The organism is Aeromonas sp. R4-1, from assembly GCF_040908325.1.
Lineage (GTDB): Bacteria > Pseudomonadota > Gammaproteobacteria > Enterobacterales > Aeromonadaceae > Aeromonas > Aeromonas veronii.
In genome coordinates this window covers 1-25,102 of record NZ_JBFODM010000057.1, presented here as the reverse complement: position 1 = coordinate 25,102, position 25,102 = coordinate 1, and the positions used below count along the sequence as shown (strand labels likewise).

Genomic DNA, 25,102 nt, shown 5'->3' with positions numbered 1-25,102 from the left:
CGGCGAAGGTGAGCTGATGACTCATGATGAACCCTTTTTCATGGCTCCAGATGACAAACATGATCTCATATCAGGGACTTGTTCGCACCTTCCCTTATATACCCGCACACTTGGAATTATTTGAGTCTCTAAAAATGAGGGGATCTCTGAGGGGAGCATGGCGTTGGCGTTGGCGTTGGCGTTGGCGTGACGGTGTGCGGGAGCTGTGACGCTGGATGAGAGGTGGTGCTGGATAAGGAAGGGGAGGTGGTGACAATCCGCTTATCTTCACGCCGGTTGCATCCCCCGATGGGTGGGGTTGCCCCGCGTCGTCGCTTTTTCCACTTTTCTGTGGCTTTGTCCGAGCTCCCTCTTATCTGTGGCTGGTTGTGATGATTGGGATGGTTTTCAGGGCTCGGGAACAGTTTAGGTGACTTTGCGGGCATGAAGTTCAATGTATTGTTTTTAAAGGGAAATGTGTCAAAAAATGGATTTATCGACCGCTTTTTATGGTTTCTTGATGAAACTGTTAATTAGTGGCGTGATTGCGAGTCAGGTCGCTTTTTTCACTCGCTATTAATCGTATGATTAATAAGGTGATCAAGGAGCCCTGACGGAGAGCATCGAAGCACCGGCAGGCCATTGCCCAGGATTGGCAAGCGAGATCGCGTCGCGATCATCATTACCTGACTGTGGAGGATTTATGCTGGGTTTCGTTCTGGGCGATATGTATTGTCAAACATCTGGGCAGCGGTTACCTCCTCGCCTGGGAAAGAGCTTTCCCATTCCTGCCGATTACCGACTGCGCGGCCGGGTATCCGCCGCCATCATGACCATCGAGAGCCTGCTCGATACCCCTTATCCGCAAAAGCAGTTTCGTGATCTGGTCTTTGGCGCCTTTATCGAGCGCCAGCGTCGGCTGTTTGGCGAACATGTGATTGTGGCCCGCATGGAAGGGGAGGAGGGGCTGGAGCTGTCGATTGACCTCTCGTTTGTCAGCACCGCCGTACCTGTGGGCCTGCTGGCTATCTCTGAAGAGCTGGCCCTCGCCACGGCGCCGCGTCCCAAGAAGAGCCATCCCCACTACGAGGCGCTGTGCAAGGCGATCGACTGCATGGTGATGCTGATGTTTTATGGCAAGGTGATCCGCCAGCGGAATACGGTGTTGGAAAATATCGGCCATCAGTTTGGTTATCAGCCCGCGGCGGCCCTGACAGCGCGCGTTGGCAAAGGTGGGGAGGATGATTACGATGCCTTCATGGTCAATATCATGACCTGTATTGCTCACTCCAATTCGCTCAAGGAGGCGCTGGAGAACGCCAGCCGGATGGGAATTCAGGAGCCCGCTTTCTTCTGCATCGTCGGGGCGATTGCCAGCACCCTGTGGGGAGTGCCCAGACAGTGGGCGTATCAGGCTTCACAGCTGATCCATCGCTCCCACCACCACTACATCCAGAATCTGCTTCGCTGTGAAACCCGTGCCGGGCGGCGCCATATCAATCTGGAGCCGCCAAAGCCCCCGCTGTTTGCACCGATCCGGCAACAGGTTGTGCGTCTGTTCAAGGGGGCACACTGATCTGCAGCCCCCTTGTCATCACTCAGGCGGGATAGAGGGCACCCAGCAAAGCCGGACGGCTGGCGCCGGTGACGGCGGGCAGATTGCCCGGCTTGCGATGAACAAAGCACATGGCCAGCCAGGCAAAGGCAGCGCCTTCCACCCAGTCGGGGGCAAGGCCCAGCTCGGCTGTGCTGGCGATGCGCCATGCGGGCAGCAGGCTGGCCAGTTCCTTCAGCAAGGGGGTGTTATGGGCACCGCCGCCGCAGACAAACAGCTCGGCTTTCGGCTGGCTGGTACCGACTGATTCGGGCCGTGCGGGCAGTTGGCGGGCGATGCTGTGGCAGGTGAGCGCCTGCAGGGTGCGCTGCACATCCACGGGAGCGTATGAAGTGCCTGCCAGCTCCCCATCGAGCCAATCGAGGGTAAACATCTCCCGTCCGGTGCTCTTGGGGGCGGGGGCGGCGAAGTAGGGGTGAGCCAGCAGTTTTTCCTGCAGGGCCGGGATGGGCTTGCCACTGGCGGCCCATTTGCCACCGGCGTCATAGCTGCCGCCGTGGGGCTGATGGCGGCGATACCAGCCATCGAGCAGGGTGTTGGCCGGGCCGGTATCAAAACCATATACCCCGCCCGGATTGCCTGGCAGCACCGAGATATTGGCGATGCCGCCGAGGTTCAGTACCACCCGCAGGGCGCCGGGTTTGGCAAACAGCGCCTGATGGAAGGCGGGCACCAGCGGCGCCCCCTGACCGCCGAGGGCCATATCCATGGTGCGAAAATCGGCGATAACGTCGATGCCGGTCAGCGCCGCCAGCAGGGCGGCGTTGCCGATCTGCAGGGTAAAGCCGAGCTGGGGGCGATGGCGGATGGTCTGGCCGTGACTGCCGATGGCGCGAATATCTTTGGGCTCAAGCTTCGCCTTGGCCAGCAGCGCGTGGGTGGCGGCGGCAAACTCTCGCGCCACCAAATTATCGGCCACCCCCATGCGGTCGATTTCGTTGTCGCCCGGGGTGCAGAGGGCATGCAGCGTGCGGGCGGTCTCTTGCGGCCAGGGGTGGCAAAGCGCCGCTTCGACCCGCAGTTCATCCCCGGCGATCATCACCAGCACGGCATCAATGCCGTCCATGCTGGTTCCCGACATCAGACCGATATAGCGTTCAGCCATGTGTCTCCTTACATTGCTGCTTGAAAATGCGGTGTGCAGAGAGGGTGAAGAGGGGAACGGCTTTCATCCCATGCCACATGGCGTGGTCTTTGACATCAGACAGATATAACGCTCAACCATGGTGCATCCTCAATGCGGACCGGAAAAAGAGTGAGAGAGACAGGATAGATAAGCCCTTGCTTCCGTGCCACATGCCGCTCCCACATGTTCCATCTCATCTTACGCTTGGAGGCGGACTCATTTCAATCTGGTTGCCTGGCGCGAGCTCAATAAAAGGGGCTGGCAGGGCCTTCACCCTGCCAGCCCTGATGGCTTAGTTGCCGCGACTATCCCGCTTGTTCTGGGCCAGCTGCAGTTCGGGATTGTCGAGCTTGGCCAGTTGCGGCATCGCCAGCTTTTTGAAGTTGGCTAGCTCGCGTCCGCTCAGGGTCTCTGCCTGCGGCAGGGTGAGGGTGCGCGGGTTCTTGTGAATGCCGCCCACCACGAATTCGTAGTGCAGGTGCGGGCCGGTGACGCGGCCAGTGCCACCCAGAGTACCGATGGTCTGCCCCTGCTTTACCCGCTGCCCCTTGTTGACGGTGCGCTTGGAGAGGTGCAGGTACTTGGTCACATAGTTGCCGGCATGCTTGATAAAGACGTAGTTGCCGTTGAACTGGTTGTAACCGGCGGCCACCACGCTGCCTGAGCCCGCCGCCATGATGGGGGTGCCCACCGGCGCCACATAGTCGATGCCGTTATGGGGGCGGATCTTGCCGGTCACCGGATGGAGGCGGCGCGGGTTGAAGTTGGAGCTGATGTATTTGAAGTTGACCGGCGCACGCAGGAAGCTCTTGCGCATCGCCTTCCCTTCCGGGGTGTAGTAGTTGCCATCTTCATTGAGCACGGCGCGGTAGGCGGTGCCCTGGTTGACGAACTCGGCCGCCAGAATATCGCCAGAGGCGACCCGCTCGTCGTCGCGGAACTTGTCTTCATAGACCACCCGGAAGCTGTCCCCCGGCTGCAAGTCCTGGGCAAAGTCGATGTCCCAGCCGAAGATGGCAGCCAAGTCCATGATCTGATCTTCGGTCATCCCCGCATCCACCGCGGCGCCCCAGAAGCTGGAGCGGATCTCGCCTTTGCTCACCTGTTCGCGGGTGTCGAGGGCGATCTTGACGTTGCGGGCGACAAAGGTCTCCTCCTTGCGGCTCACCTTGAGCGCCTGCTCCAGACTGTGGGGGTAATAGAGGCTATGCAGCTCGCCGTTCTCGGTGAGCTTGAAGGTGAGCTCCTGCCCCGGTTGCAGCATCCGCAGGGGATCGCTACCCTCGAGCTGATCGATCAGGTGCAGATCCGTGGTGCTCAGGCCAATGCGCTGGAAGATGACTCCCATGTTGTCGCCACGGCGTACCTTCACCTGCTTGGTGATGTAGCGCGGTTTGGGCGGGGTAACGGGCTGGGCGGCCTCGGCTGGCAGCTCGTCGTTTAGCGCGTTGTCGTTGGCCGGTTCCCGCAGGGCAATTTCGTTGCCGTTTTCATCGACCCGTGTTGCTACTGCCTGTTCGCTTGGCCAGGCAGCCAGCATCATGATCATGATGCTCAAGATCAGCACCATCTTGCGGTGCCAGTGGGGGAGTGCGTTGAAGGCGTGCCAAATAACCATGAGAAGCAGATGAAGTCGGGCAGAATGGACGGATTTTACAGCCTTTCCAATTGGCCCGCCATTCCAGTAATATGTTTGGCCCTGTGGAATCGTGATGGAGAGTCAAAAAATGTCCCAGCTCGAGGTGGCGCTAGCCGAGATCAAGCGCGGAGCGGAAGAAATTCTGGTTGAAGAAGAACTTGTCGCCAAGTTGAAGGAAGGGCGCCCGCTGCGCATCAAGTTGGGCATGGACCCGACCGCCCCCGACATTCACCTGGGTCATACCGTGATCCTCAACAAGTTGAAGACCTTCCAGGATCTGGGCCATGAAGTGATCCTGCTGATCGGTGACTTCACTGCCATGGTGGGTGACCCCTCCGGCAAGAACGCCACCCGTCCGCCGCTCTCCGAAGAGGCCATCAAGCACAACGCCCTCACCTATGCCGAGCAGGCGTTCAAGATCCTCGACCCGGCCAAGACTCGCATCGAGTACAACTCGACCTGGCTGAGCGAACTGGGGGCGACCGGCATGATCAAGCTGGCGGCCAAGCAGACCGTGGCCCGCATGATGGAGCGCGACGACTTCAAAAAGCGCTACACCGGCGGCCAATCCATCGCGATTCACGAATTCCTCTATCCGCTGCTGCAAGGCTATGACTCGGTCGCGCTGAAGGCGGACGTCGAGCTCGGCGGTACCGACCAGAAGTTCAACCTGCTGATGGGCCGCGAGCTGCAAAAAGATGCCGGCATGGCGACCCAGTGCGTGCTGATGATGCCGCTGCTGGTGGGTCTGGATGGCGTCAAGAAGATGTCCAAATCCGCAGGCAACTACATCGGCGTCCACGACGCTCCGGGCGAGATGTTCGGCAAGATCATGTCCATCACCGACGATCTGATGTGGAACTACTACGAGCTGCTCTCCTTCCGTCCGCTGGTTGAAATCGAAGAGTTCAAGGCAGGCATCGCTGCCGGTACTCTCAACCCTCGCGATGTGAAGATCTGGCTGGCCAAAGAGATCATCGCCCGTTATCACGATGAAGCGGCGGCCGAAGCGGCCCACGAAGATTTCACCCAGCGTTTCTCCAAGAACGCCATCCCGGACGAGATGCCGGAAATCGAGCTGGCTCTGGAAGGCGAAGGTCTGGCCATCGCCAACCTGCTGAAAGAGGCCGATCTGGTGGCCACCACCTCCGAAGCGCTGCGGATGATCAAGCAGGGTGCGGTCAAGGTGGATGGCGAGAAGCTGGAAGATGGCAAGGCACTCATCGGTGCCGGTACCGCCGTCTATCAGGTCGGCAAGCGCAAGTTTGCCCGGGTGACTGTCAAATAAGCAGTACCGTCAAATAAGCAGTCGCATCAGGCAAGCTTGCCATCAAACCGGTTCAAGCTTGTTCAACAGGGCCTCCTTCTGGAGGCCTTGTCGTATCTGGGCGGCACGGATCTGGGCGATAAAGTGCCGCAGCACGGCACTGCTTGGATGCGGCCGTGTTGCCAGACTGATGCTGGTCATCATGCCGTTGCCCTCAATGGGGTGGTAACTGACCCCGAGCGGGCGCAGCGCCGCCACCGAGCTGGGCACCAGGGTCACGCCAAAGCCCGCCTGCACCATGCCGACGGTGGAGATCACCTGCGGACATTCAGGCCCCAGTATCGGTTCGAACCCCGCCTCCCGACAGAGGCCCACGATGCCGTCATAGAGCCCGGGCCCGATGGCGTGGGGAAACAGAATAAAACTCTCGTCCTTCAGGCTGGCCAGTGGCAAGGGGCCCGGCTTGGCCTTGGGATGGCTGGTCGGCAGGGCGATCAGCAGCGGCTCCTGCTCGATAAGGTGGTGGGCAAAGCCCTCGCTACCGCGGCAGGGGAGCCGCAAGATGGCGGCGTCCAGCCGATCGTTGCGCAGCGCCTCCACCAGTGCCGGCATGGTGCCCTCCTGCGGGCTGAGGGCTACCTCGGGGTAGCGCTCCCGGTAGTCGTGCAACAGGGTCAGCACCGCAGGGTGGAGCACGGTGGAACCGGCGAAGCCGATCCGCAGCGCCCCCTGCTCGCCCCGGGCAATCCGCTTTACCTTCAGTTTTGCCGCATCGGCCAGCGCCAGGATCGATAGAGGCTCTCGCCCGCCTCGGTCAGTTCGACACTGCGGGTCAAACGGCGCAGCAGAGGGGTGCCCAGGGTCTCTTCCAGCTTGCGGATCTGCTGGCTCAGCGGCGGCTGGGCCATGTTGAGTGATTGGGCTGCGCGGGTGAAATTCTGCTTTTCAACAACGGCCATGAAGTAGCGGAGCGTACGAAGTTCCATATCGATTGAGTCTCAAAGTCATGGGATCAGCGTATTGGTGTTGAAATGTGAACCAAGTCACCATTGGATCCGAACGCTAACAGGATTCAGGGTGGAGGTGAAACCCGAATGGAACATATTGCAACATCTGACAGTGCCGGGTGCAGCTGTGCCCTCGAAGTGAGCCAGCAGTTTTCCCGCTGGCGCAGGCAGCATGACGGTGGCGAGATCTACCAGAGTTCCCTGATGAGCGCCCTGCTGGCGGGGGTCTACGAAGGGGAGACCACCATGAGCGAGCTGCTGCGCCACGGCGACTTTGGCCTCGGCACCTTCAACCACCTCGATGGCGAGCTGATCGCCTTCGAGCGCCAGATCCACCAGTTGCGGGCCGATGGCTCGGCCCGGCCCGCCCGCGCCGATCAGAAGACCCCCTTTGCGGTGATGACCCACTTTCGCCCCTGTCTGGAGCGTCGCTTCGACCATCCCCTTAGCCGTGACGAGATCCACCAGTGGGTGGATCGGCTGGTGGGCTCCGACAACGTCTTCGTCGCCATGCGCCTCGACGGCCAGTTCGAGTCGGCCAAGGTGCGCACCGTGCCGCGTCAGGAGCCGCCCTATCGCCCCATGCTGGAGGCCATCGAGCAGCAGCCGCTGTTCCGCTTTGCCGCGGTGGCGGGGACCTTGGTGGGCTTTCGCTGCCCGCCGTTTGTGCAGGGGATCAATGTGGCGGGCTTTCACGAGCACATGATCACCGCCGATCGCAGCGGCGGCGGCCATCTGCTCGATTACACCATGGCCCACGGCACCCTGCGACTTTCTGTGGTGCGTCACCTCAATCTGGCCCTGCCATCGGATCCCGCTTTCCGGCAGGCCGACCTCAACCCCGCCGATCTCGATCGCGCCATTCAGGCCGCCGAAGGCTGATATAGAAGGAGCAATATCATGGAAAACAGACAGTGGAAGTGCGGTGCCGAGCTGGTGGTTCGTCATCTGGAGGCACAAGGGGTCAAGCAGGTGTTTGGCATTCCTGGCGCCAAGATTGACCGGGTGTTCGATGCGCTGGAGGACTCCCCCATCGAGACCATAGTGGTGCGCCACGAGGCGAACGCCGCCTTTATGGCGGCCGCCGTGGGGCGCCTTACCGGCAAGGCGGGGGTGGCGCTGGTCACCTCGGGCCCCGGTTGCTCCAACCTTATTACCGGGCTGGCGACCGCCACCTCGGAAGGGGACCCCATGGTGGCGCTGGGCGGTGCGGTGCGCCGTGCCGACGGCCTCAAGCTCACTCATCAGAGCATGGATACGGTCAACCTTTGCCGTCCGGTCACCAAGTTCAGCGCTCAGGTCAACAGCGGGGCGGCGATCTCGGAAGTGATGGCCAACGCTTTTCGCGCCGCCGAGCTGGGACGGCCGGGGGCGGCGTTTGTCAGCCTGCCGATGGACATCATCAACAAGCCGGTGCAGGGCAATGTGCTGGTGCCCCGCGAGGTGCCGGAGCCGGGCTGCGCCGATGAGCAGAATATGGAGCAGGCATTGACCCTGCTGCGCAACGCCCAGAATCCGGTGGTGCTGCTCGGCCTGATGGCGAGCCGGCCGGAAAATGCCGAGGCAGTGCGCGCCTTCCTCGACAAGGCGCGGCTGCCGGTGACCGGTACCTATCAGGCTGCCGGGGTGGTGGACAGCTGCCACTTCGATGACTTTGCCGGACGGGTGGGGCTCTTTAACAACCAGCCGGGGGATCAGCTGCTGGCGGGGGCCGATCTGGTGATCTGCATCGGCTACAGCCCCATCGAGTACGACCCCGTGCTATGGAATGGCGACCGGGAGCGGCGCATCCTCCATATCGACGTGCTGCCTGCCGATATCGACAGCAGCTACTGCCCGACCGCCGAGCTGGTGGGGTCGATCCGTGCCAACCTGTTGCAGCTGACCCGCATCATGGGCAATCCGAAAATCCGTCCCCCCGAGGTGGATCGGCTGCTGCAAGGGGTTCGCCAGCAGCGGTTGCGACTGGCGATGCGGGCCGACGATCTGCACGGCAATCCGGTTCACCCCTTGCGTATCGTGCGCGAGCTGCAGGATCTGGTGCGCGACGACATGACCCTCTGCGTCGACATGGGCAGCTTCCATATCTGGATTGCCCGCTACCTCTACAGCTTCCGTGCCCGTCAGGTGCTTATCTCCAACGGTCAGCAGACCATGGGGGTGGCACTGCCGTGGGCCATCGGTGCGGCGCTGGTGCGGCCGGGAGAGAAGGTGATCTCGGTATCGGGGGATGGCAGCTTTATGCAGTCGAGCATGGAGCTGGAGACGGCGGTGCGGCTCAAGAGCAATATCGTTCACATCATCTGGGTCGATAACGGCTACAACATGGTCGCGATGCAGGAGCAGCAGAAATATTGCCGTACCTCCGGCGTCTCTTTTGGCCCCATCGACTTCAAACGCTATGCCGAATCGTTCGGGGCGGCCGGGTTTGCGGTGCGTTCGGCCGACGAGCTGCGTGCCACCCTGCGGGCCGCGCTGGCGGTGGAGGGGCCTGCTGTGGTGGCGATCCCGGTGGATTACTCCGACAACCCGGGGCTGATGGCCCAGCTCAGGCCAGAAGTATTGGCATAAGTGTGGGCAGCAGTGCTGGCCTGGCTTGTTGTGTCAGCGCAAGCAGACCCGTCCATATAGCAAAAACCGGCATCAATGGATGCCGGTTTTTTATTGTTTTGCGGGATGGGTGGCCTTAACGGGCCAGCTGGACAGCGGTGCGTGCGCGGGCCGGTTGTGGGCGCTGTTTGGCTTTTGGCGCGCAGGCCATCTTCAGGCGCAGCCACTCGCGCCACAGCAGCCAGCAGAGCGGCAGGGTGAGCAGCAGCACGGTCGCGGGCTGGGCCATCAGCACCCCATCACGACCCCACAGTTGCGGCAGCAGGAAGATGAGCGGCAGTAGCAACACGGTTTTGGCGATGGAGATGACCAGCGCCTGACGGGTACGCGCCATGGATTGCAGCAGCACTATGCCGAACATGATGATCCCCTCCAGCGGAATGGCGCCGAGGTTGAGGGTCAGGCTGCTGATGGCAGCGGCCAGCAGTTCGGGATCCTTGTCGCCGGTATAGAGCATGGCGACCTGTCCCGGCAGCAGCTGGATGGTGAGCCACACCAGCATGCCGTAGATAAAGGTGAACTTGAGCCCCATCTCCATCAGGTACTTGAGGTTGCGGTGGCGCTTGGCCCCCGCCGCCTTGCTGATGAGCGGCTGAATGCCGAAGGCGAGCCCCTGCAGAATGACGATAAAGACAGCTTCGGTGTAACCGGCCACGGTAAAGCCCGCCAGATCCTTCACATTGCCGTACACCATCAGCTGGCTGTTGTGCAGCATCAGCAGCAGGCCGAGGTTGAACTGGGCAATCAGGCTCGGCAGACCGGTAAAGAGCAGGTGCGGCATGGCGGGAAGGTTGGGCTCCAGATCCCGCCAGCTGAGGCGCAGCCGCGCCCAGGGGGTAAAGAAGTAGCCAAGGCCGATCAGGCTCACCGCACCCTCTGCCATCAGGGTGGCCTGCGCGGTACCGATTAATCCCAGCCCCAGCCGACCCACCATGATGTAGTTGAGGATGATATTGAGCACGGCGCCGCTGCTCACCAGCACCATGGCCAGCTTCGGGCGGCCATCGTTGCGCAGCAGATAGGGCACTGCCAGATTGCTGGCCAGCAGCAGGGTACCGCCGCCAATCCAGGTGAGGTAGTCGCTCGCCTGTTTCCAGGTCTCGGTGCCCTGTTCAATCCCTAGCCCCAGCAGGATATCGGTGTGGGTGTAATAGAGCAGCACCGGCGCAACGCCCCCGAGTCCGGCCAGCAGCCAGAGGGCGTTGATCAGCGCCTGACGGGCCAGCGTGTCGTTTTTCGCCCCTTGCTGGAAGGAGATGGCGGTGGCGGCCCCCATGCTGATCATGGCGGCCAGACCGATCAGCACCATGATGACCGGATAGACCAGGTTGATCCCGGCGAGGCCAGCGGCACCGACATAGTGGCCGACGAAGATGCCGTCGATGAGGTAGTAGGCCCCCGAGACCAGCATGGCAAGAATGGAGGGGAGGGCGTAAGCCCAGAAGCGACGGGTCATGGCCCGTTGCCGCAGTATTAAATAGGCAGACATATCTGTTCTCTCGGGGAGTTCGATTATCGAACAGCTAGTCTAGATTAATACTTATTTGGTGATAATCAGGGTTTCACTTGATGAATTGCTGAGTATTACTCACTAATCCGGGGTTTTGGTAGTGAGCCTTGAGCATGTCGATCAGGATGCGCAGCCCGCTGCCCAGCTGATGCCGACTGGGATAGAAGAGGTAAAAGCCGGCAAAGGTGGGGCACCAGGGCTCCAGCACGGTGAGCAGTTTCCCCTCCGCGACCTTTTGGCTCACCTCCTCTTCCAGACAGTAGGCGAGCCCCAGCCCAGCTTCGGCCGCACCGAGATAGAGGGCCGGGGTGCTGGTGGTGAGCGGCCCGGTTACTTCGATCTCCAGCATGGTGCCATCGGCGGCAAAGGCCCAGCGATAGTGGTGGTGCGGAGTGAGGCGATAGCCGATGCAGGCGTGGCGGCTCAGCTCGCTCGGGTGCTCCGGCGTACCGTGCTCCGACAGATAGGCCGGGGAGCCCACCACCAGATAGCGCTGGGGCGGGCCGAGGGGGATGCCGATCATCTCCTTGGGCAGCAGATCCCCATAAAAGAGCGCGGCATCGTAGCCATCTTCAATCAGCCGGGGCATCAGCTCCTGCTCCACTACCTCCACCTGCATCCGCGGATAACGGGCCAGATAGTCGATCAGCACAGGTGCCAGCAGGCTGTCGATGGCGCCGCGGGGGGCGCAGAGTTTGAGTCGCCCCACCGGTTCATCGCTGTTGCGGGCCAGCTCGCAAAGCGCCTCTTCAAGAGTATTGAGGGTGGGGAGCAGCTGCTTGAGCAGCCGCTGGCCCGCTTCGGTCGGTACCACGGCGCGGGTGCTGCGGTTGAGCAGCCGTACTCCCAGACGGGCTTCCAGCCCCTTCAGGCTATGGCTGAGGGCGGAGGCGGAGACCCCGAGCTCGAGGGCAGCCTTGCTGAAACTGCGGTGACGGGCGACGGCGGCAAATACCGCCAGTTCGGCGAGATCGGTACGGGTAATAGTCATCATCAATCAACAAAAAGGCGTGAGTCACAAGGGTACGCCAAGGCCGTGCTGCACACAATCCGCGCTAAACGGGTGGCTTGTTGCAAATATGTAGCTGCTCGCAGGCCATTGATTCTAGTGAAACTAAGTTGAATTGTTAAAAAAAACTCACAATAAGGCACTTTGAGTGTGATCTTGGTCGTCCGAAAGGCGACCAAAATCAAACTTTGGTTGATTAATTCAAAAAAACGCTGTGATTAATAAGGGCATTTAATTAAAGTCAGCCCATCAAGAGTGGCGCACGTTAATCGGTTGTTAAGTGAGACGGGCGCCGACCCTCAGGGTCAAAATCTCGCACTGTTGTTTGTTGCAATCCTGTTGTCACAAGGAGTGATGGCCAGGTTGCCGGGGGGCGAGAGGTTAATATCAAGGACGGACAGCAGGCGTTCCAGGGAGATGGAACCGGGCCAAGGCCCGACCAAACAAGAATCCCATTTTCCTAGATGACAGGAACAACGTATGTCTGACATGAATATTGCAGCTGATGGTCGTTTAGCCAGCAACACCTCCCGCGGCGTCAACAAGGCCGATGTGGTCTGGATGCTGGGTCTGTACGGTACCGCGATCGGTGCCGGTGTGCTCTTCCTGCCAATCAACGCCGGTGTAGGTGGCCTGTGGCCGCTGGTTGCCATGTTGATCCTGGCGCTGCCGCTGACTTTCTTTGCTCACCGTGGTCTGACCCGCTTCGTGCTGTCCGGCTCTACCCGTGATGGCGACATCACTGAAGTAGTAGAAGAGCACTTCGGCAAGACCGCAGGCAAATTCATCACCCTGCTCTACTTCTTTGCCATCTACCCGATCGTGCTGATGTATTCAGTCGCCATCACCAACACCGTCGAGAGCGTGATTGTTCACCAGCTGGGCATGTCTGCACCTCCCCGTGCCGTTCTGTCACTGGCCCTGATCCTCGGTCTGATGGCGGTTGTTCGTCTGGGCGGCCAGGTTATCGTCAAAGCGATGAGCGTGCTGGTATTCCCGTTCGTGCTCACCCTGATGGGTCTGGCGTTCTACCTGATCCCGCACTGGAACGGTGCCATCATCACTGAAGCTCCGGCCCTGTCCGACGCCTTCAACGGTGACTTCATCAAGACCCTGTGGCTGGCTATCCCGGTAATGGTGTTCTCCTTCAACCACTCCCCGATCATCTCCTCCTTCGCGGTGGACAACAAAGGTCGTTACGGTGAAGGTGCCGAGAAGAAGTGCAGCAACATCCTGCTGGGCGCCCACGTCATGATGGTGATGACCGTTATGTTCTTCGTATTCAGCTGCGTACTGAGCCTCTCCCCGGCTGACCTGGCTGCTGCCAAAGAACAGAACATCTCCATCCTGTCCTACCTGGCCAACCACTTCGATAACCCGGTTATCGGTACTGTGGCTCCGCTGATCGCCATGGTTGCCATCAGCAAATCCTTCCTGGGTCACTACCTGGGGGCGCAAGAAGGCATGAACGGCCTGATGGCCAAGGCGCTGCGCGAGAAGGGCAAGAACGTTGACACCAAGCAACTGAACAAAGTCACTGCCGTGTTCATGATCCTGACCACCTGGGCCATCGCTACCATCAACCCGAGCATCCTCGGCATGATTGAAGACCTGGGCGGCCCGATCATCGCAATGCTGCTGTTCCTGATGCCGATGTACGCCATCACCAAGGTTCCGGCCATGCGCAAATACGCTGGCAACATCAGCAACGGCTTCGTGACCATCATCGGCCTGATCGCCATGTCCGGTATCATCTACAAGCTGATTGCCTGATAACCCCGGTTACCAAGTTGAATGAAGAAGCCGCCTCGCAAGAGGCGGCTTTTTTTATGGCTATTTGGGGCGGCGAGCGGATGCGGTATCGCTACTTCATCAGCTTCTTCACCTCGTCGCTGGCCAGCGCCTTGTTGAATGTGTCCCGCGCCTCTTTCCCCTTGGCAGAGTTGGTAAAGCAGACGTGGAGGGACTTGTCCTCGAGGATCTTGCCGTTGAAACCGAGGTTGGCGGCGACGTCCTTGAGTTGGGGATCGCTCTCCAGCAGATAGGTCATCACATTCTGGTCGATGACCGCCAGATCGAGCCGACCGTTGCCGAGCTTGAGCAGGTTCTGGCTGTCCGAGCTGGTGGCGTCAGCCGAGAGGGCCGTTACCTATGGGGTCTGAGAAGAGGCAACTGCTCTTGGGGTCGAGATACTCGGGGAAATAACCCAGTACCTCGGGGTTGTTGGTCGCCTCGTCCACGGCCCGTTGCCAGGGGTAGAACTTGATGGTCAGCGGGTCGCCAGCCAGGGCAAAGGCTGCGGTCACCACCTGACTGCTCTTGCCCTGCTCAGGGAGGCTGGCGCTGGTGTAAGGGGGCCATTCAAGGCTGGTCAACACTGCCGCCTGAGCGGCCGACATGCCGAACAAGGGAAGAGTGGCCAGGGCGAGGTGCTTCCATTTCAGGCTCATAGAGATAACTCCTTGTGGTCAAACACCCCTTAAAGATAGCCCCCGGTGTCGATTGCGGATGCCGGCCATGGCTGACCGGCATCCGTGCCATCTATTTATTGTCGATATTCTCCGACTGCCAGAGGGCATAGCCCTTGCCGGAGGCCGTGGTGGGCAGATCAATCTGCATCAGGTCGTTGCCGATGACGAAGGGGCCCGTGTAGCGGGCGCGCAGATCCTGCGCCAGATCTTTGACCCTGATCTTGCCGTTGAGGCCGATATGGCTGAACGCGGTCAGCGCCGGTTTGGCTTCGTTCATTACCCGGGCCGCCTGCTCGGGGGAGGCGAGGTGACCGGCGATCGCCTTGTAGCCGGGGTTGGCCTTCATCTGTTCGGCAGAGGTCATGGAGACGCAGTGCACCAGCAGGTCGGCCCCTTTGGCCTGCTTCACCACTTCGGGGCTGTAGCGGGTATCGCCGGAGAGCACCACGCTGTGGCCGTGATAGTCGATGCGATAGCCGAATGACGGCTTGATGTTGACCCCGTGGTCGTTGTCAAAGGCGGTTACCTTGACCCCGTCATGGTTGTAGATCACCCCGGCGGTGACCTCGTGGCTGTTGATCTCCACCCCGTCCAGCGGCGTTCCCTCATCCTTGACCCGGGTGGCGATGTCGGTGGCGTAGGCCTGCTGCAAGCCACGGGCGAGAGCTGTGGTGCCTTTGGGGCCGTAGAGTTCCATCGGCGCGTGGCGCTGGCCATAGGCCGGTTGCAGCCAGCCGGTCAGCCAGAGATCCGCCAGCCCGTTGGTGTGGTCTGAGTGAAAGTGGGTGAGGAAGAAGGCGTTGACCCGGCCGATGGGGATATGAAGCTGCCACAGGCGAGTGGCGGAGTTGCGGCCAAAATCGAACACCAGCTTCTGGTTGCCCGCCTCGACCAGAGTGCTGTAGCCGTCCCGGCTGATCTGGGGCACCGGAGTGCCGGTGCCGAGCAGGCTTACCCGAAAGATATCGGGCCGGGCTTGAGTTGCTGAGGCAGGGGCATGGTCGTGGTTGCTGATAAAGCTGCTCTCGGCAGCCTGACTGGCGCCGCTGGCCAGCAGACCGACCAGTAATGCGGCCAGATAGGTGCTTTTCATGGGGATTTATCCTGTGGGGAAGGGACGGCATCACTGTATTGGTAACCAAAAGTTAAATAAATTGGCTAAAATCCATTTCTTACTAAACTTATGGTTGTGAATTAGGGCCCTGGTCGCGGGCCAAACGGCCTTGAAACGGGCAAAAAGGAGGGGTTGTGGACCGATTGACCAGCATGCGTATCTTCACCCGGGTGGTGGATCTCGGCTCCTACAGCGCGGTGGCGAGCGAAGAGGGGATCAGCGCCCAGATGGTGGGCAAGCATGTGCTGGGGCTGGAGCAGTGGCTGGGGGGCAAGCTGTTTCACAAGACCACCCGCCAGCAGACTCTCACCGAGCTGGGCCAGCTGTTTTTGGCTCGCTGCCAGCGGGTGCTGGAGGAGCTGGCACTGACCGAGTCGCTCACCCAGAACCTGCTGGCCGAGCCGGCCGGACGGCTGCGCATCGCCGCTCCCCTCAGCTTTGGCCACCACCGGCTGGTGCCGCTGCTGCCCGCTTTTCTCGACCGCTACCCCAAGCTGGATCTGGATCTGCAGCTCACCCCGCGCTGGATCGATCTGGTGGAGGAGGGGTTCGATGCCGCCATCCGTACCCTGCGCCCGCAGGATGAGGCGCTGATTGCCCGTCCGCTGCTGACCCAGCACTACCGGCTCTGCGCGGCCCCCGACTACCTCAATCGCCACGGCATGCCCCGTCATCCGGCCGATCTAGTTCGCCACCAGTGTCTGCACGGCAACTGGGGCGAGCACGAGCGTTGGCAGTTTGTTGGTGAGGATGGCCAGAGCGAGGAGGTGCGGGTCGCCTCGCGCCTGCGCATCAATCACTGGCCGGCGCTGCTGACGGCGGCGCTCTCGGGGGCTGGCATCACCTTGCAGCCAGCCGAACAGGTGAGTGACCATATCGCTGCGGGGCGTCTGCTGCCGCTGCTTGGCCGCTATCAGAGCCCGGCCAAGACCCTCTACTTCATCTATCCGGCGGCGCGGCGGCAGGTGCTCAAGATCACCCTGCTGGGGGATTTTCTGGCCGAATCCCTGCAAGCTGGGCCCGAGCCCGAATAAAAGGCTGCATATTCTCGCAGCCGCGATTAACCATCGTGCTTAACAAAGGGGCGGAGCAGGCCTAACATGGCGGGATGTTTTTCTAGTCGGGACAAAAGGATATGTCTGGGTTGAAAAAGGATCTCGGGCTCTGGCAGGGGATGGGGCTGCTCGCCACCTCGCTGCTCGGCACCGGGATCTTCGTGGTACCGGCGACTGCCGCCTCGCTGGCGGGTGGGGCCTCGCTCTGGGCATGGTTGCTGCTGATTGCGCTGGTGCTGCCCATCGCTTTTACCTTCGCCCGCCTCGGCCGTCGCTATCCTCATGCCGGCGGGGCGCCGCACCTCATCGGCCTTGCCTTTGGCAACGGCGCCGAGCGCTTCTCCGCCTTCCTGTTTCTGGCGGTGCTGCCGGTGGGGCTGCCCGCCGCCCTGATGATCGCCGCCGGTTTCTGGCACGCCCTGTTCGATATGGGGGAGTGGACCCTCTGGGCCATCCAGCTGCTCACCCTGCTCGGGGTCTTTCTGCTGGGGCTGCGCGGGGCGCGCTCCTCCGGCAATCTGCAACTGCTGATTGCGCTCGCCATTCTGGGGCTGACCCTGCTGATCTGGTTCAAGGGAGAAGTGAGCTGGCGCGATGCGGCCCGGCCATTGCCTAGCGCGGATGAGTGGCCCCCTATGGCCACCGCGCTGGCGGTGATGTTCTGGTGTTTCGTCGGGCTGGAAGCCTTCGCCCACATGGGGGAGGAGTTCAAGCGGCCGGAGCGGGATTACCCCATCGCCCTGCTTGGCGGGGTACTGCTGGCGGGGCTTATCTACTGGGTACACTCGCTGGTGGTGCTCAAATACGGCCTCTACGGCGATGAGGCGAAAAATGCCACTGCTATCCCTTCCCTGCTGGCGCTGCTGTTCGGCCCCACCGCCAAGTGGCTGGTGGCGTTGCTCGGCTACCTCTCCTGTTTTGCCAGCATCAACATCTACATTCAGGGCTTTGCCCGGCTGATCTGGAGCATGGCACGGGAAGGCAAGCTGCCCGCTTCGCTGGCCGTGCTCACCGCGCGCGGCGCACCGCTGCGGGCGCTCGGTCTGGTGCTCGCCATCTGTCTGCTCTGCATCACCCTGATCATCTGGCTGCGACTGCCGCTCGATGAGCTGATCCGCTACGCCAACGGCAACTTCGTGCTGGTCTACCTGCTCTGCATGGCGGCGGGCTGGCGCCTGCTTGGCGGGGTGGGCAAGGGGCTGGCTGGGGTGAGCGTGCTGCTCTGTGCTCTGGTGCTGGTGGCGCTCGCCACTCAGGTGCTCTATGCGGTGGTGCTGAGTCTTGGCTACGGCGGCTTCTCGTTGTGGCGGCGTCATCTGCGCCGCAGTCGTCAGCAGGATGCGCTCCCGCTGGCGAAGTAACATCTCCCCGATGGTCGAAGAAATGAGAAAGCCCTGATGTTCAGGGCTTTTTGATTCCGGCATGTGGGATGCTCATATGAATACTAGTTGGCGCGCTATTTGCCGAAAAGTGCGGCGTCGGATCAACTCAACGGCGATTTATAGCCAAAAAAAGTGGGATCCAGCTCCCGTTTTGCTTAAAGTGCTCCCTTCCGATCCCGGTGGTCGGAATGCCCGCAAGGATGCCCTTCAGACGTAAACAGGATGGCCTGGCCAGACTGACTCTCAGAGATGTGATTGCTTCGGTTCTCTTTTTATCTGTCACCTGTGGTGATAGCGCCTTGTTCCGTTCAGTCAGCCCGGGTTTTGCGTCTCTCTCATCGTGCATTGTCACCATCTGCAGCGAGTGAATCATGAGCGAATCGGTTTTTGAGATCCACGACTGGACCCTGAGCGTTGACGACAACATGCTGTGTCGCCCCGACCGCGAGGTCTACCTCGAACCCAGACTGGTCAACCTGTTGCGGTTTCTGGCCCATAATGCCGGCACCGTGTTTGGCCGCGATGCCCTGATCAACGAGGTGTGGGATGGCGCCGAGGTGACCGATCAGGTTGTGACCCAGTCCATCTTCGAACTGCGCAAGATCCTCAAAGATGGTCGCACTGATGCGACCGACTATATCGTCACCGTGCCCAAGCGCGGCTACAAGCTGGTGGCACCGGTGCGGCCGCTGCAGGTGGTTTCCGTGGTGATGGCGGACGAGCTGCCCGCGCCCGCGGTCAATACCGCTCTCTCCGACAACCCGACTCTCTCCGATCTGAGCCCGCCCGCGGCTGAGCAGGATGATGATGCACAGCCCAATGTCGCCCCTTTTCCCGCCGGGCCCCTGACCCGCGCCATCTCTACCCATGCCAAGGATGCCCGCAGCCGCTGGAAGATGGTGAGTTTCGATATCTTCGTTGCCATCGTGCTGATCGCCATTGTCAGCATGCTCAGCTACCAGCACACCAGCCCCCAGGTGCATGCCATGCTGGATCCCAATCTGCTGGTGTTCCGCTTTCACTCCGGCATGGATGACAACAACGAGAACGTGCGCCTCGCCGATGGCATTACCCGCGCCCTGATGGGGGAGGTGGCCGTGGCTACGCCGCTGCGGGTGCAGTACGGCGCCACCACTCTGATGGGGGGCATCATGCCCGGCAAGGAGCTGAGTGTGCGGGTCACCCGCCAGCCCCGTGGCACCTATCTCGATCTGGAGTATCGCAATATCAATACCAACCGTGTGCTGTTCAGCCATCAGTACCAGCTCAGTCGCCACAGTGTGCACGGTGTGTTGCAGGCCAGCAGCCAGGATCTGCTGCGCGCCCTCGACCAACCCGATGCCGAGCCGGGGATGGGCTGGCCGACCGATGATGCCTCCCTGATGGCGATGATGGAGGCGCAGTACTACATCAACAGCCGGGATCCGGTCGCCCTCAAGCGTGGGATTGATCTGCTGGAGCAGGCGCTGATTGTCCATCCGGATCAGCCGCTGCTGCTGGCGGAGCGCTATCTGGCAGGCGAGGCGCTGGCCACCCTTGCGGGCAAATCCGAGAGCGAGCGGCTGCAGGAGATTGGCACCCATCTCGCCCGCGTGGTGCAAAACAGCGGCGCTCTCCCTGCTAGGGTGTGGGAGGCGTTGACCCTGCAGGCGATCCTCAACGGCCAGCAACAGCAGGCCAACTATCTGCTGGAGAAGGCGGCGAGTCGCGGCCGATCTGTGCTCTATTACATACTGCAGGGCAAGCTGGCGGAGCTGGACGGTCGCCCCGAGGCGGCGGGTGATGCCTACAGTCAGGCCTTCCTGATGGAGGCGACCGAGCAGACCTATCTGCTCTGCCAGCAGCTCGGTTTCTACAGCAATATGGAGAGCCTCACCCCGGCCCTGTTCAATGCGCTGGGCCAGAGCAAGGTGAAGCTCTTCTAACTCCGCAGTGTTGGTTTTCCCCCGGTCGGAGCAGTTGCCGGCCCCATCCACAGGCTGCCTTCGGGCGGACTGTGCGGTTTCTGCTTGTCTCAATCCTGCTTGTTTGCCACCGGCATTCGCTGCACTCGCGTTTGTTCGGCTTCACGCCGCGCACGCAGCTTCTGACATCTGCTCATGGTTGGCGGCGGGATAAGCTGTCCGTCACGACCCATTTCTCATTGCTGACCGGTTATCGCCGTTGCGCTTTACCTCTGAGCCTGGATTGTGATGAGCCGAGCGGCGGGGAAAGCAGGAGGTGAGCGGCCACTTAGGGTTATGACCCAAAGGGCGTTCGGATGGTTACAAGGGGAGTGGGCGCATTGGGAGCTGCTTTATCCCGGGTTTATCTGGCCAAAAATATCAAGACGGCGAGATAAGGGGGTTATCAAGAGGCAAAAATGGGGCGGAAGGATATCAAGGTTTTATCAAGATGGCGGTGCGCCATGATGCCAATTTACTGTTTTTAAATGGTTTTTATCAAAAATAATGAGGCAGCGAAAAAAGTTGCCTCATATTTTTATCCGTTAGCTGGTCTTTATGTTTTCCGGGGATGAGAGGCCTAGTCTGTGCCCATTCTTTGGCGGGGCGTTCCGCCAAATGTGTATGTGACGACCCGACCTTTTATAGAACCGGAGATCTTATGTCCCTCGATACGAGCAAGAAGATTGGCCTTATCGCCTGTACAGGTGTGGTGGCCGGCAACATGATGGGGAGTGGTATTGCGCTGCTGCCTTCGGCACTGGCTACCATCGGCTCCATCTCTGTCTTTAGCTGGGCAATCTGTCTGGTAGGCGCCATGGGCCTCGCCTTCGTTTTCGCCCGCCTTGCTACCAAGAACCCGCAAGAGGGTGGCCCCATTGCTTACGCTGGCGAGATCTCTCCGGTGTTCGGTTTCCAGACCGGTGTGCTTTATTACCACGCCAACTGGATCGGTAACCTGGCCATCGCCATTACCGGCGTCTCCTACCTCTCGGTCTTCTTCCCTATTCTCAATAGCCCGATCCCGGCCGCCGCAGCCACCATCGCTGCCGTCTGGATCTTCACCTTCGTCAACCTGCTTGGCGGTAGCTGGGTGAGCCGACTCTGTACTCTGGGTCTGGTGCTGATCCTGCTGCCAGTGGTCGGTACTGCGGTGATGGGTTGGGGTCATTTTGATGCCACCGTCTACAGCCAGAACTGGAACACCACCAGCGGCAGCGACCTGCATGCGGTCATCAGCGCCGTGCTGATCTGCCTCTGGTCCTTCGTCGGTGTTGAATCTGCCGCCGTCTCTTCCGGCATGGTGAAGAACCCCAAGCGCACTGTACCGCTCGCCACCATGCTGGGTACCGGTATCGCGGGTGTTATCTACATCCTCTCTACCCAGGTGATCAGCGGCATGTTCCCGGCCGGTGAAGTGGCTGCCTCCGGCGCCCCGTTTGCCATGGCCTCCTCCGCCATCTTCGGTAGCTGGTCTGCCCCGTTCGTCTCTGCCTTCACTGCGCTGGCCTGCTTCACCTCGCTGGGCTCCTGGATGATGCTGGTGGGCGAGGCGGGCAAGCGTGCCGCCAACGACGGCAACTTCCCGAAAATCTATGGTGAAGTGGACAAGAACGGCGTAGCCAAGAAGGGTCTGATCCTGGGCTCCCTCAAGATGACTGCCCTGATGGTTGGCCTGACCGCCTTCACTTCCCAGTCCGCTCACGCTGCCGATCTCTTCAACGTGCTGACCACAGATGCGGTGCTGCTGACCATGCTGCCCTACTTCTACTCCAGCATTAACCTGATCCGCTTCGAGGGCATGACCTCCCGCAGCATCGGCGCCATGATCTTCTCCGGTGTGGCCTGCGTCTTCTGTCTGGTAGCCCTGATGGGTGCCAAGGGTTCCAACCTCACCGCTACCTTCGTGGTGTCGCTCATCATCCTGATGTTCTACGCCAAAAAACTGGGTCTGCGTCAGCACGATGCCCTTCTGAACGAACAACCCAGCAACTGATTTCCCCTTTTATCTTCCGAGCGCTCTTCACTCACCATCCCTGATGGAGAGCGCCCCTTTACGTGTGGAGCATTACGATGAATATCATTGCCATCCTCAACCACCTCGGCGTTTTCTTTAAAGAAGAACCCATTCGCCAGCTGCAAGCCTCCCTCGAGCGCAAGGGTTTCGAGGTTGTTTATCCGGTCGACGTCGCCGACCTGCTGAAACTGATTGAGAAGAACCCCCGCGTTTGCGGCGCCATCTTCGACTGGGACAAATACTCTCTGGGCCTGTGCAAGGAGATCCATGATCGCAACGAGAAGCTGCCGATCTTCGCCTTTGCCAACGATCAGTCCACCCTGGACATTCACCTGACCGACCTGCGTCTGAACGTGCACTTCTTCGAGTACCGTCTCGGCATGGCTGACGACATCGCCCTCAAGATGGGTCAGGCCACCCAGGAGTATCAGGACGCCATCCTGCCGCCGTTCACCAAGGCGCTGTTCAAGTACGTGGAAGAGGGTAAATACACCTTCTGTACTCCGGGTCACATGGGCGGTACCGCCTTCCAGATGAGCCCGGCTGGCAGCATCTTCTATGACTTCTATGGCCCGAACGCGTTCAAGGCCGACGTCTCCATCTCCATGCCGGAGCTGGGCTCCCTGCTGGATCACTCGGGTCCGCACAAGGAAGCCGAAGAGTACATCGCCCGTACCTTCAACGCTGATCGTTCCTATATCGTCACCAACGGCACCTCCACTGCCAACAAGATCGTCGGCATGTTCTCCGCACCGGCGGGCAGCACAGTGCTGGTTGACCGCAACTGCCACAAGTCGCTCACTCACCTGATGATGATGAACGACGTGACCCCGATCTACTTCCGTCCGACCCGCAACGCCTACGGCATTCTGGGTGGTATCCCGCAGAGCGAATTCAGCCGCGACACCATCGCTGCCAAGGTTGCCGCGACACCGGGTGCCCAGGCTCCCCGTTACGCCGTCGTCACCAACTCCACCTATGATGGCCTGCTCTACAACACCGGCTTCATCAAGGAGAGTCTGGATACCCCTTACATCCACTTCGACAGTGCCTGGGTGCCTTACACCAACTTCAGCCCGATCTATGAAGGCAAGTGCGGCATGAGCGGCGAAGCGATGCCGGGCAAGGTGTTCTACGAAACCCAGTCCACCCACAAGCTGCTGGCGGCCTTCTCCCAGGCGTCGATGATCCACATCAAGGGTGACGTGGAGGAAGAGACCTTCAACGAAGCCTTCATGATGCACACCTCCACCTCGCCGCAGTACGGCATCGTGGCATCGACCGAGATCTCCGCTGCCATGATGCGTGGCAACACCGGCAAGCGTCTGATCAAGGACTCCATCGATCGCGCCATCTCCTTCCGCAAAGAGATCAAGCGTCTGCGTGATCAGAGCGAAGGCTGGTTCTTCGACGTATGGCAGCCGGACAACATCGACACCGTCGAGTGCTGGAAGCTGGATCCGAAAGATGACTGGCACGGCTTCAAGGACATCGATGACAACCACATGTACCTGGATCCGATCAAGGTTACCCTGCTGACTCCGGGTATGGGCCGTGACGGCCAGCTGCTGGAGAAGGGCATCCCTGCCTCTCTGGTCTCCAAGTTCCTGGACGAGCGCGGCATCGTGGTCGAGAAGACCGGCCCTTACAACATGCTGTTCCTCTTCTCCATCGGTATCGATCAGTCCAAGGCGATGCAACTGCTGCGCGCCCTGACCGAGTTCAAGCGTGGTTATGACCTGAACCTGACCATCAAGAACATACTGCCGAGCCTCTATCGTGAAGACCCGAGCTTCTACGAAGGGATGCGCATTCAGGAGTTGGCCCAGAGCATCCACGATCTGACCTGCAAGTACCGTCTGCCGGAGCTGATGTTCAAGGCGTTCGATGTGCTGCCGGAGATGAAGATGACCCCGCACGCAGCATGGCAGCAAGAGCTGGCGGGCAATCTGGAAGAGGTGCCGTTGCGTGACATGGTTGACCGCATCAGCGCCAACATGATCCTGCCGTACCCGCCGGGAGTACCCTTGGTTCTGCCGGGCGAGATGGTGACCCGGGATTCTCTGCCGGTGCTCGAGTTCCTCGAGATGCTGTGCGAGATCGGTGCCCACTACCCGGGCTTCGAGACCGACATCCACGGTCTCTATCGTCAGGCCGATGGCAGCTACACCGTCAAGGTGCTGCGTTAATCGACAGTGACAACAGTCGAAAGTGACAACAACGGGCCGCAAGGCCCGTTTTTCCCTCCGGAATTCCTGTTCTTATTGCGTGAGTCGCCAATCATGAAGCGAGTGCTCTCCATTCAATCCCACGTAGTCTTTGGCTGTGCCGGCAACAGCGCCGCCGTTTTTCCCATGCGTCGCCTCGGGATCGAGGTGTGGCCGATGAACACGGTGCAGTTCTCCAACCACACCCAATACCGCGAAGGCTGGCAGGGGATGGTGATGCCCGGCGGCCATATCCGTCAGCTGGTAAACGGCCTGGCGGAGATCGGTGTGCTGGCCGAGTGCGATGCGCTGCTGAGCGGCTACCTCGGCTCGGCCGAACAGGGGGAGGAGATCCTGGCTGCTGTGGCCCGGCTCAAGGCGCTCAATCCGGCCGCCCTCTATTTTTGTGACCCCGTGATGGGTCACCCCGACAAGGGGTGCATAGTGGCACCCGGCGTCGCCGATTTTCTGAAAACCAGGGCACTGGCCTGCGCCGATATGCTGGCCCCCAATCTGCTGGAGCTGGAACAGCTCACCGGCCGCGATATCCGCAATGTGCCGGAGGCCATCGAGGCGTGCCAGCAGCTGCGCGCGCAAGGGGTCAAGCTGGTGATGGTCAAGCATCTGGGCAAGGCCGGCTTTGCCATGGACCGCTTCGAGATGATGCTGGTGTGCGAGGAGGGGAGCTTTCACCTCTCCCGCCCGCTCTACCCTTTTGCTCGCCACCCCATCGGGGTGGGGGATCTGCTGAGCGCCACCATGCTGGCCAATCTGCTGGCCGGTTGTACCCCGGTAGCGGCGTTCGAACTTACCAACGCCAGCGTGGATGCCGTGCTGGCTCGCACCTGGCTGGCGGGGGCCTACGAGTTGCAACTGGTGGCGGCCCAGCATGAGATGGCGCTGCCGCAGGTCTCCATCCGGGCGACCCGCCTCTGAGTTGGTTACGCCAACAGCAGAAACAACAAAGCCCTGATCATCAGGGCTTTTTATATTTCAGATTCGGGGAGAGGGCTTAGGGAAGGTGCGAATAAGCGGGGAAATTCTCCTCGGCTGACTCAGTCATTTCATTTCTTCATGTTTGAGCCGATTTTTTCTCCCGTAAATGCCTTGAATCAGCCTATTTAGACCGTTTCTTCGCCATTTAAGGCGTT

Annotated in this window: 18 protein-coding genes and 1 pseudogene; 11 read left to right on the top strand and 8 right to left on the bottom strand. The window is 60.5% G+C overall.

Annotated elements, in window-relative coordinates:
* Positions 1 to 682: 682 nt before the first annotated feature.
* Entirely contained in the window at positions 683 to 1,555 is an 873-nt protein-coding gene (locus AB5Y90_RS09090) for a hypothetical protein (protein ID WP_043818942.1), read from the top strand.
* 22 nt (positions 1,556 to 1,577) lie between these two features.
* Here AB5Y90_RS09090 and AB5Y90_RS09085 read toward each other — a convergent pair whose 3' ends face one another.
* Complete coding sequence (locus AB5Y90_RS09085) at positions 1,578 to 2,699, bottom strand: anhydro-N-acetylmuramic acid kinase (RefSeq protein ID WP_368166829.1); 1,122 nt, start codon at positions 2,697 to 2,699, stop codon at positions 1,578 to 1,580.
* Positions 2,700 to 3,012: 313 nt separating this feature from the next.
* Positions 3,013 to 4,338, bottom strand: coding sequence for a peptidoglycan DD-metalloendopeptidase family protein (locus tag AB5Y90_RS09080; RefSeq protein WP_013724009.1), 1,326 nt, complete (start codon positions 4,336 to 4,338; stop codon positions 3,013 to 3,015).
* 109 nt (positions 4,339 to 4,447) lie between these two features.
* Here AB5Y90_RS09080 and tyrS point away from each other — a divergent pair, with 109 nt between their 5' ends.
* Entirely contained in the window at positions 4,448 to 5,647 is a 1,200-nt protein-coding gene (gene tyrS, locus AB5Y90_RS09075) for a tyrosine--tRNA ligase (protein ID WP_368166828.1), read from the top strand.
* A gap of 42 nt (positions 5,648 to 5,689) precedes the next feature.
* On the opposite strand, the pseudogene AB5Y90_RS09070 reads toward tyrS, so the two are convergent.
* Positions 5,690 to 6,612 (bottom strand): annotated as a pseudogene (locus AB5Y90_RS09070) (LysR family transcriptional regulator).
* Positions 6,613 to 6,720: 108 nt separating this feature from the next.
* On the opposite strand from AB5Y90_RS09070, the gene budA reads away from it, so the two are divergent.
* Entirely contained in the window at positions 6,721 to 7,515 is a 795-nt protein-coding gene (gene budA / locus AB5Y90_RS09065; protein ID WP_184232648.1) for an acetolactate decarboxylase, read from the top strand.
* An 18-nt stretch (positions 7,516 to 7,533) separates the two neighbouring features.
* Complete coding sequence (gene alsS, locus AB5Y90_RS09060; protein WP_005338504.1) at positions 7,534 to 9,204, top strand: acetolactate synthase AlsS; 1,671 nt, start codon at positions 7,534 to 7,536, stop codon at positions 9,202 to 9,204.
* Between the two features lie 115 nt (positions 9,205 to 9,319).
* Here the strand turns inward: alsS and AB5Y90_RS09055 are convergent, their stop codons facing one another.
* The gene (locus tag AB5Y90_RS09055; RefSeq protein WP_368166827.1) at positions 9,320 to 10,732 is read right to left on the bottom strand and encodes an MATE family efflux transporter; all 1,413 of its coding nucleotides are present in this window, start codon (positions 10,730 to 10,732) and stop codon (positions 9,320 to 9,322) included.
* 73 nt (positions 10,733 to 10,805) lie between these two features.
* Positions 10,806 to 11,744 carry a LysR substrate-binding domain-containing protein gene (locus AB5Y90_RS09050; RefSeq protein WP_368166830.1) on the bottom strand — a complete coding sequence of 313 codons (939 nt, stop codon included), beginning with the start codon at positions 11,742 to 11,744 and terminating at the stop codon, positions 10,806 to 10,808.
* 498 nt (positions 11,745 to 12,242) lie between these two features.
* Between AB5Y90_RS09050 and AB5Y90_RS09045 the strand changes: the two genes are divergently transcribed.
* Positions 12,243 to 13,535 carry an HAAAP family serine/threonine permease gene (locus tag AB5Y90_RS09045; RefSeq protein WP_005338498.1) on the top strand — a complete coding sequence of 431 codons (1,293 nt, stop codon included), beginning with the start codon at positions 12,243 to 12,245 and terminating at the stop codon, positions 13,533 to 13,535.
* 91 nt (positions 13,536 to 13,626) lie between these two features.
* Here AB5Y90_RS09045 and AB5Y90_RS09040 read toward each other — a convergent pair whose 3' ends face one another.
* From AB5Y90_RS09040 to AB5Y90_RS09030, 3 genes are all read right to left on the bottom strand, one after another.
* A complete protein-coding gene (locus AB5Y90_RS09040; RefSeq protein WP_307895288.1) occupies positions 13,627 to 13,815 on the bottom strand; it encodes a hypothetical protein in 189 nt (62 codons plus the stop codon).
* Positions 13,816 to 13,891: 76 nt separating this feature from the next.
* Positions 13,892 to 14,212, bottom strand: a complete 321-nt coding sequence (locus AB5Y90_RS09035; RefSeq protein ID WP_307895287.1) for a hypothetical protein — start codon at positions 14,210 to 14,212, stop codon at positions 13,892 to 13,894.
* 91 nt (positions 14,213 to 14,303) lie between these two features.
* On the bottom strand, positions 14,304 to 15,326 hold the full coding sequence (locus AB5Y90_RS09030; protein WP_307895286.1) for an MBL fold metallo-hydrolase: 1,023 nt from the start codon (positions 15,324 to 15,326) through the stop codon (positions 14,304 to 14,306).
* A 155-nt stretch (positions 15,327 to 15,481) separates the two neighbouring features.
* On the opposite strand from AB5Y90_RS09030, the gene AB5Y90_RS09025 reads away from it, so the two are divergent.
* From AB5Y90_RS09025 to pdxY, 6 genes are all read left to right on the top strand, one after another.
* A complete protein-coding gene (locus tag AB5Y90_RS09025) occupies positions 15,482 to 16,381 on the top strand; it encodes a LysR family transcriptional regulator (protein WP_368166826.1) in 900 nt (299 codons plus the stop codon).
* Between the two features lie 101 nt (positions 16,382 to 16,482).
* The gene (gene yjeH, locus AB5Y90_RS09020) at positions 16,483 to 17,763 is read left to right on the top strand and encodes an L-methionine/branched-chain amino acid transporter (RefSeq protein WP_307895284.1); all 1,281 of its coding nucleotides are present in this window, start codon (positions 16,483 to 16,485) and stop codon (positions 17,761 to 17,763) included.
* A 392-nt stretch (positions 17,764 to 18,155) separates the two neighbouring features.
* Complete coding sequence (cadC, locus tag AB5Y90_RS09015; protein WP_368166825.1) at positions 18,156 to 19,709, top strand: lysine decarboxylation/transport transcriptional activator CadC; 1,554 nt, start codon at positions 18,156 to 18,158, stop codon at positions 19,707 to 19,709.
* A gap of 679 nt (positions 19,710 to 20,388) precedes the next feature.
* Complete coding sequence (gene cadB / locus AB5Y90_RS09010; RefSeq protein WP_100646560.1) at positions 20,389 to 21,723, top strand: cadaverine/lysine antiporter; 1,335 nt, start codon at positions 20,389 to 20,391, stop codon at positions 21,721 to 21,723.
* A gap of 77 nt (positions 21,724 to 21,800) precedes the next feature.
* Complete coding sequence (locus AB5Y90_RS09005) at positions 21,801 to 23,933, top strand: lysine decarboxylase CadA (protein WP_368166824.1); 2,133 nt, start codon at positions 21,801 to 21,803, stop codon at positions 23,931 to 23,933.
* Positions 23,934 to 24,026: 93 nt separating this feature from the next.
* The gene (gene pdxY, locus AB5Y90_RS09000; RefSeq protein ID WP_368166823.1) at positions 24,027 to 24,887 is read left to right on the top strand and encodes a pyridoxal kinase PdxY; all 861 of its coding nucleotides are present in this window, start codon (positions 24,027 to 24,029) and stop codon (positions 24,885 to 24,887) included.
* The last annotated feature ends 215 nt before the right edge of the window (positions 24,888 to 25,102 follow it).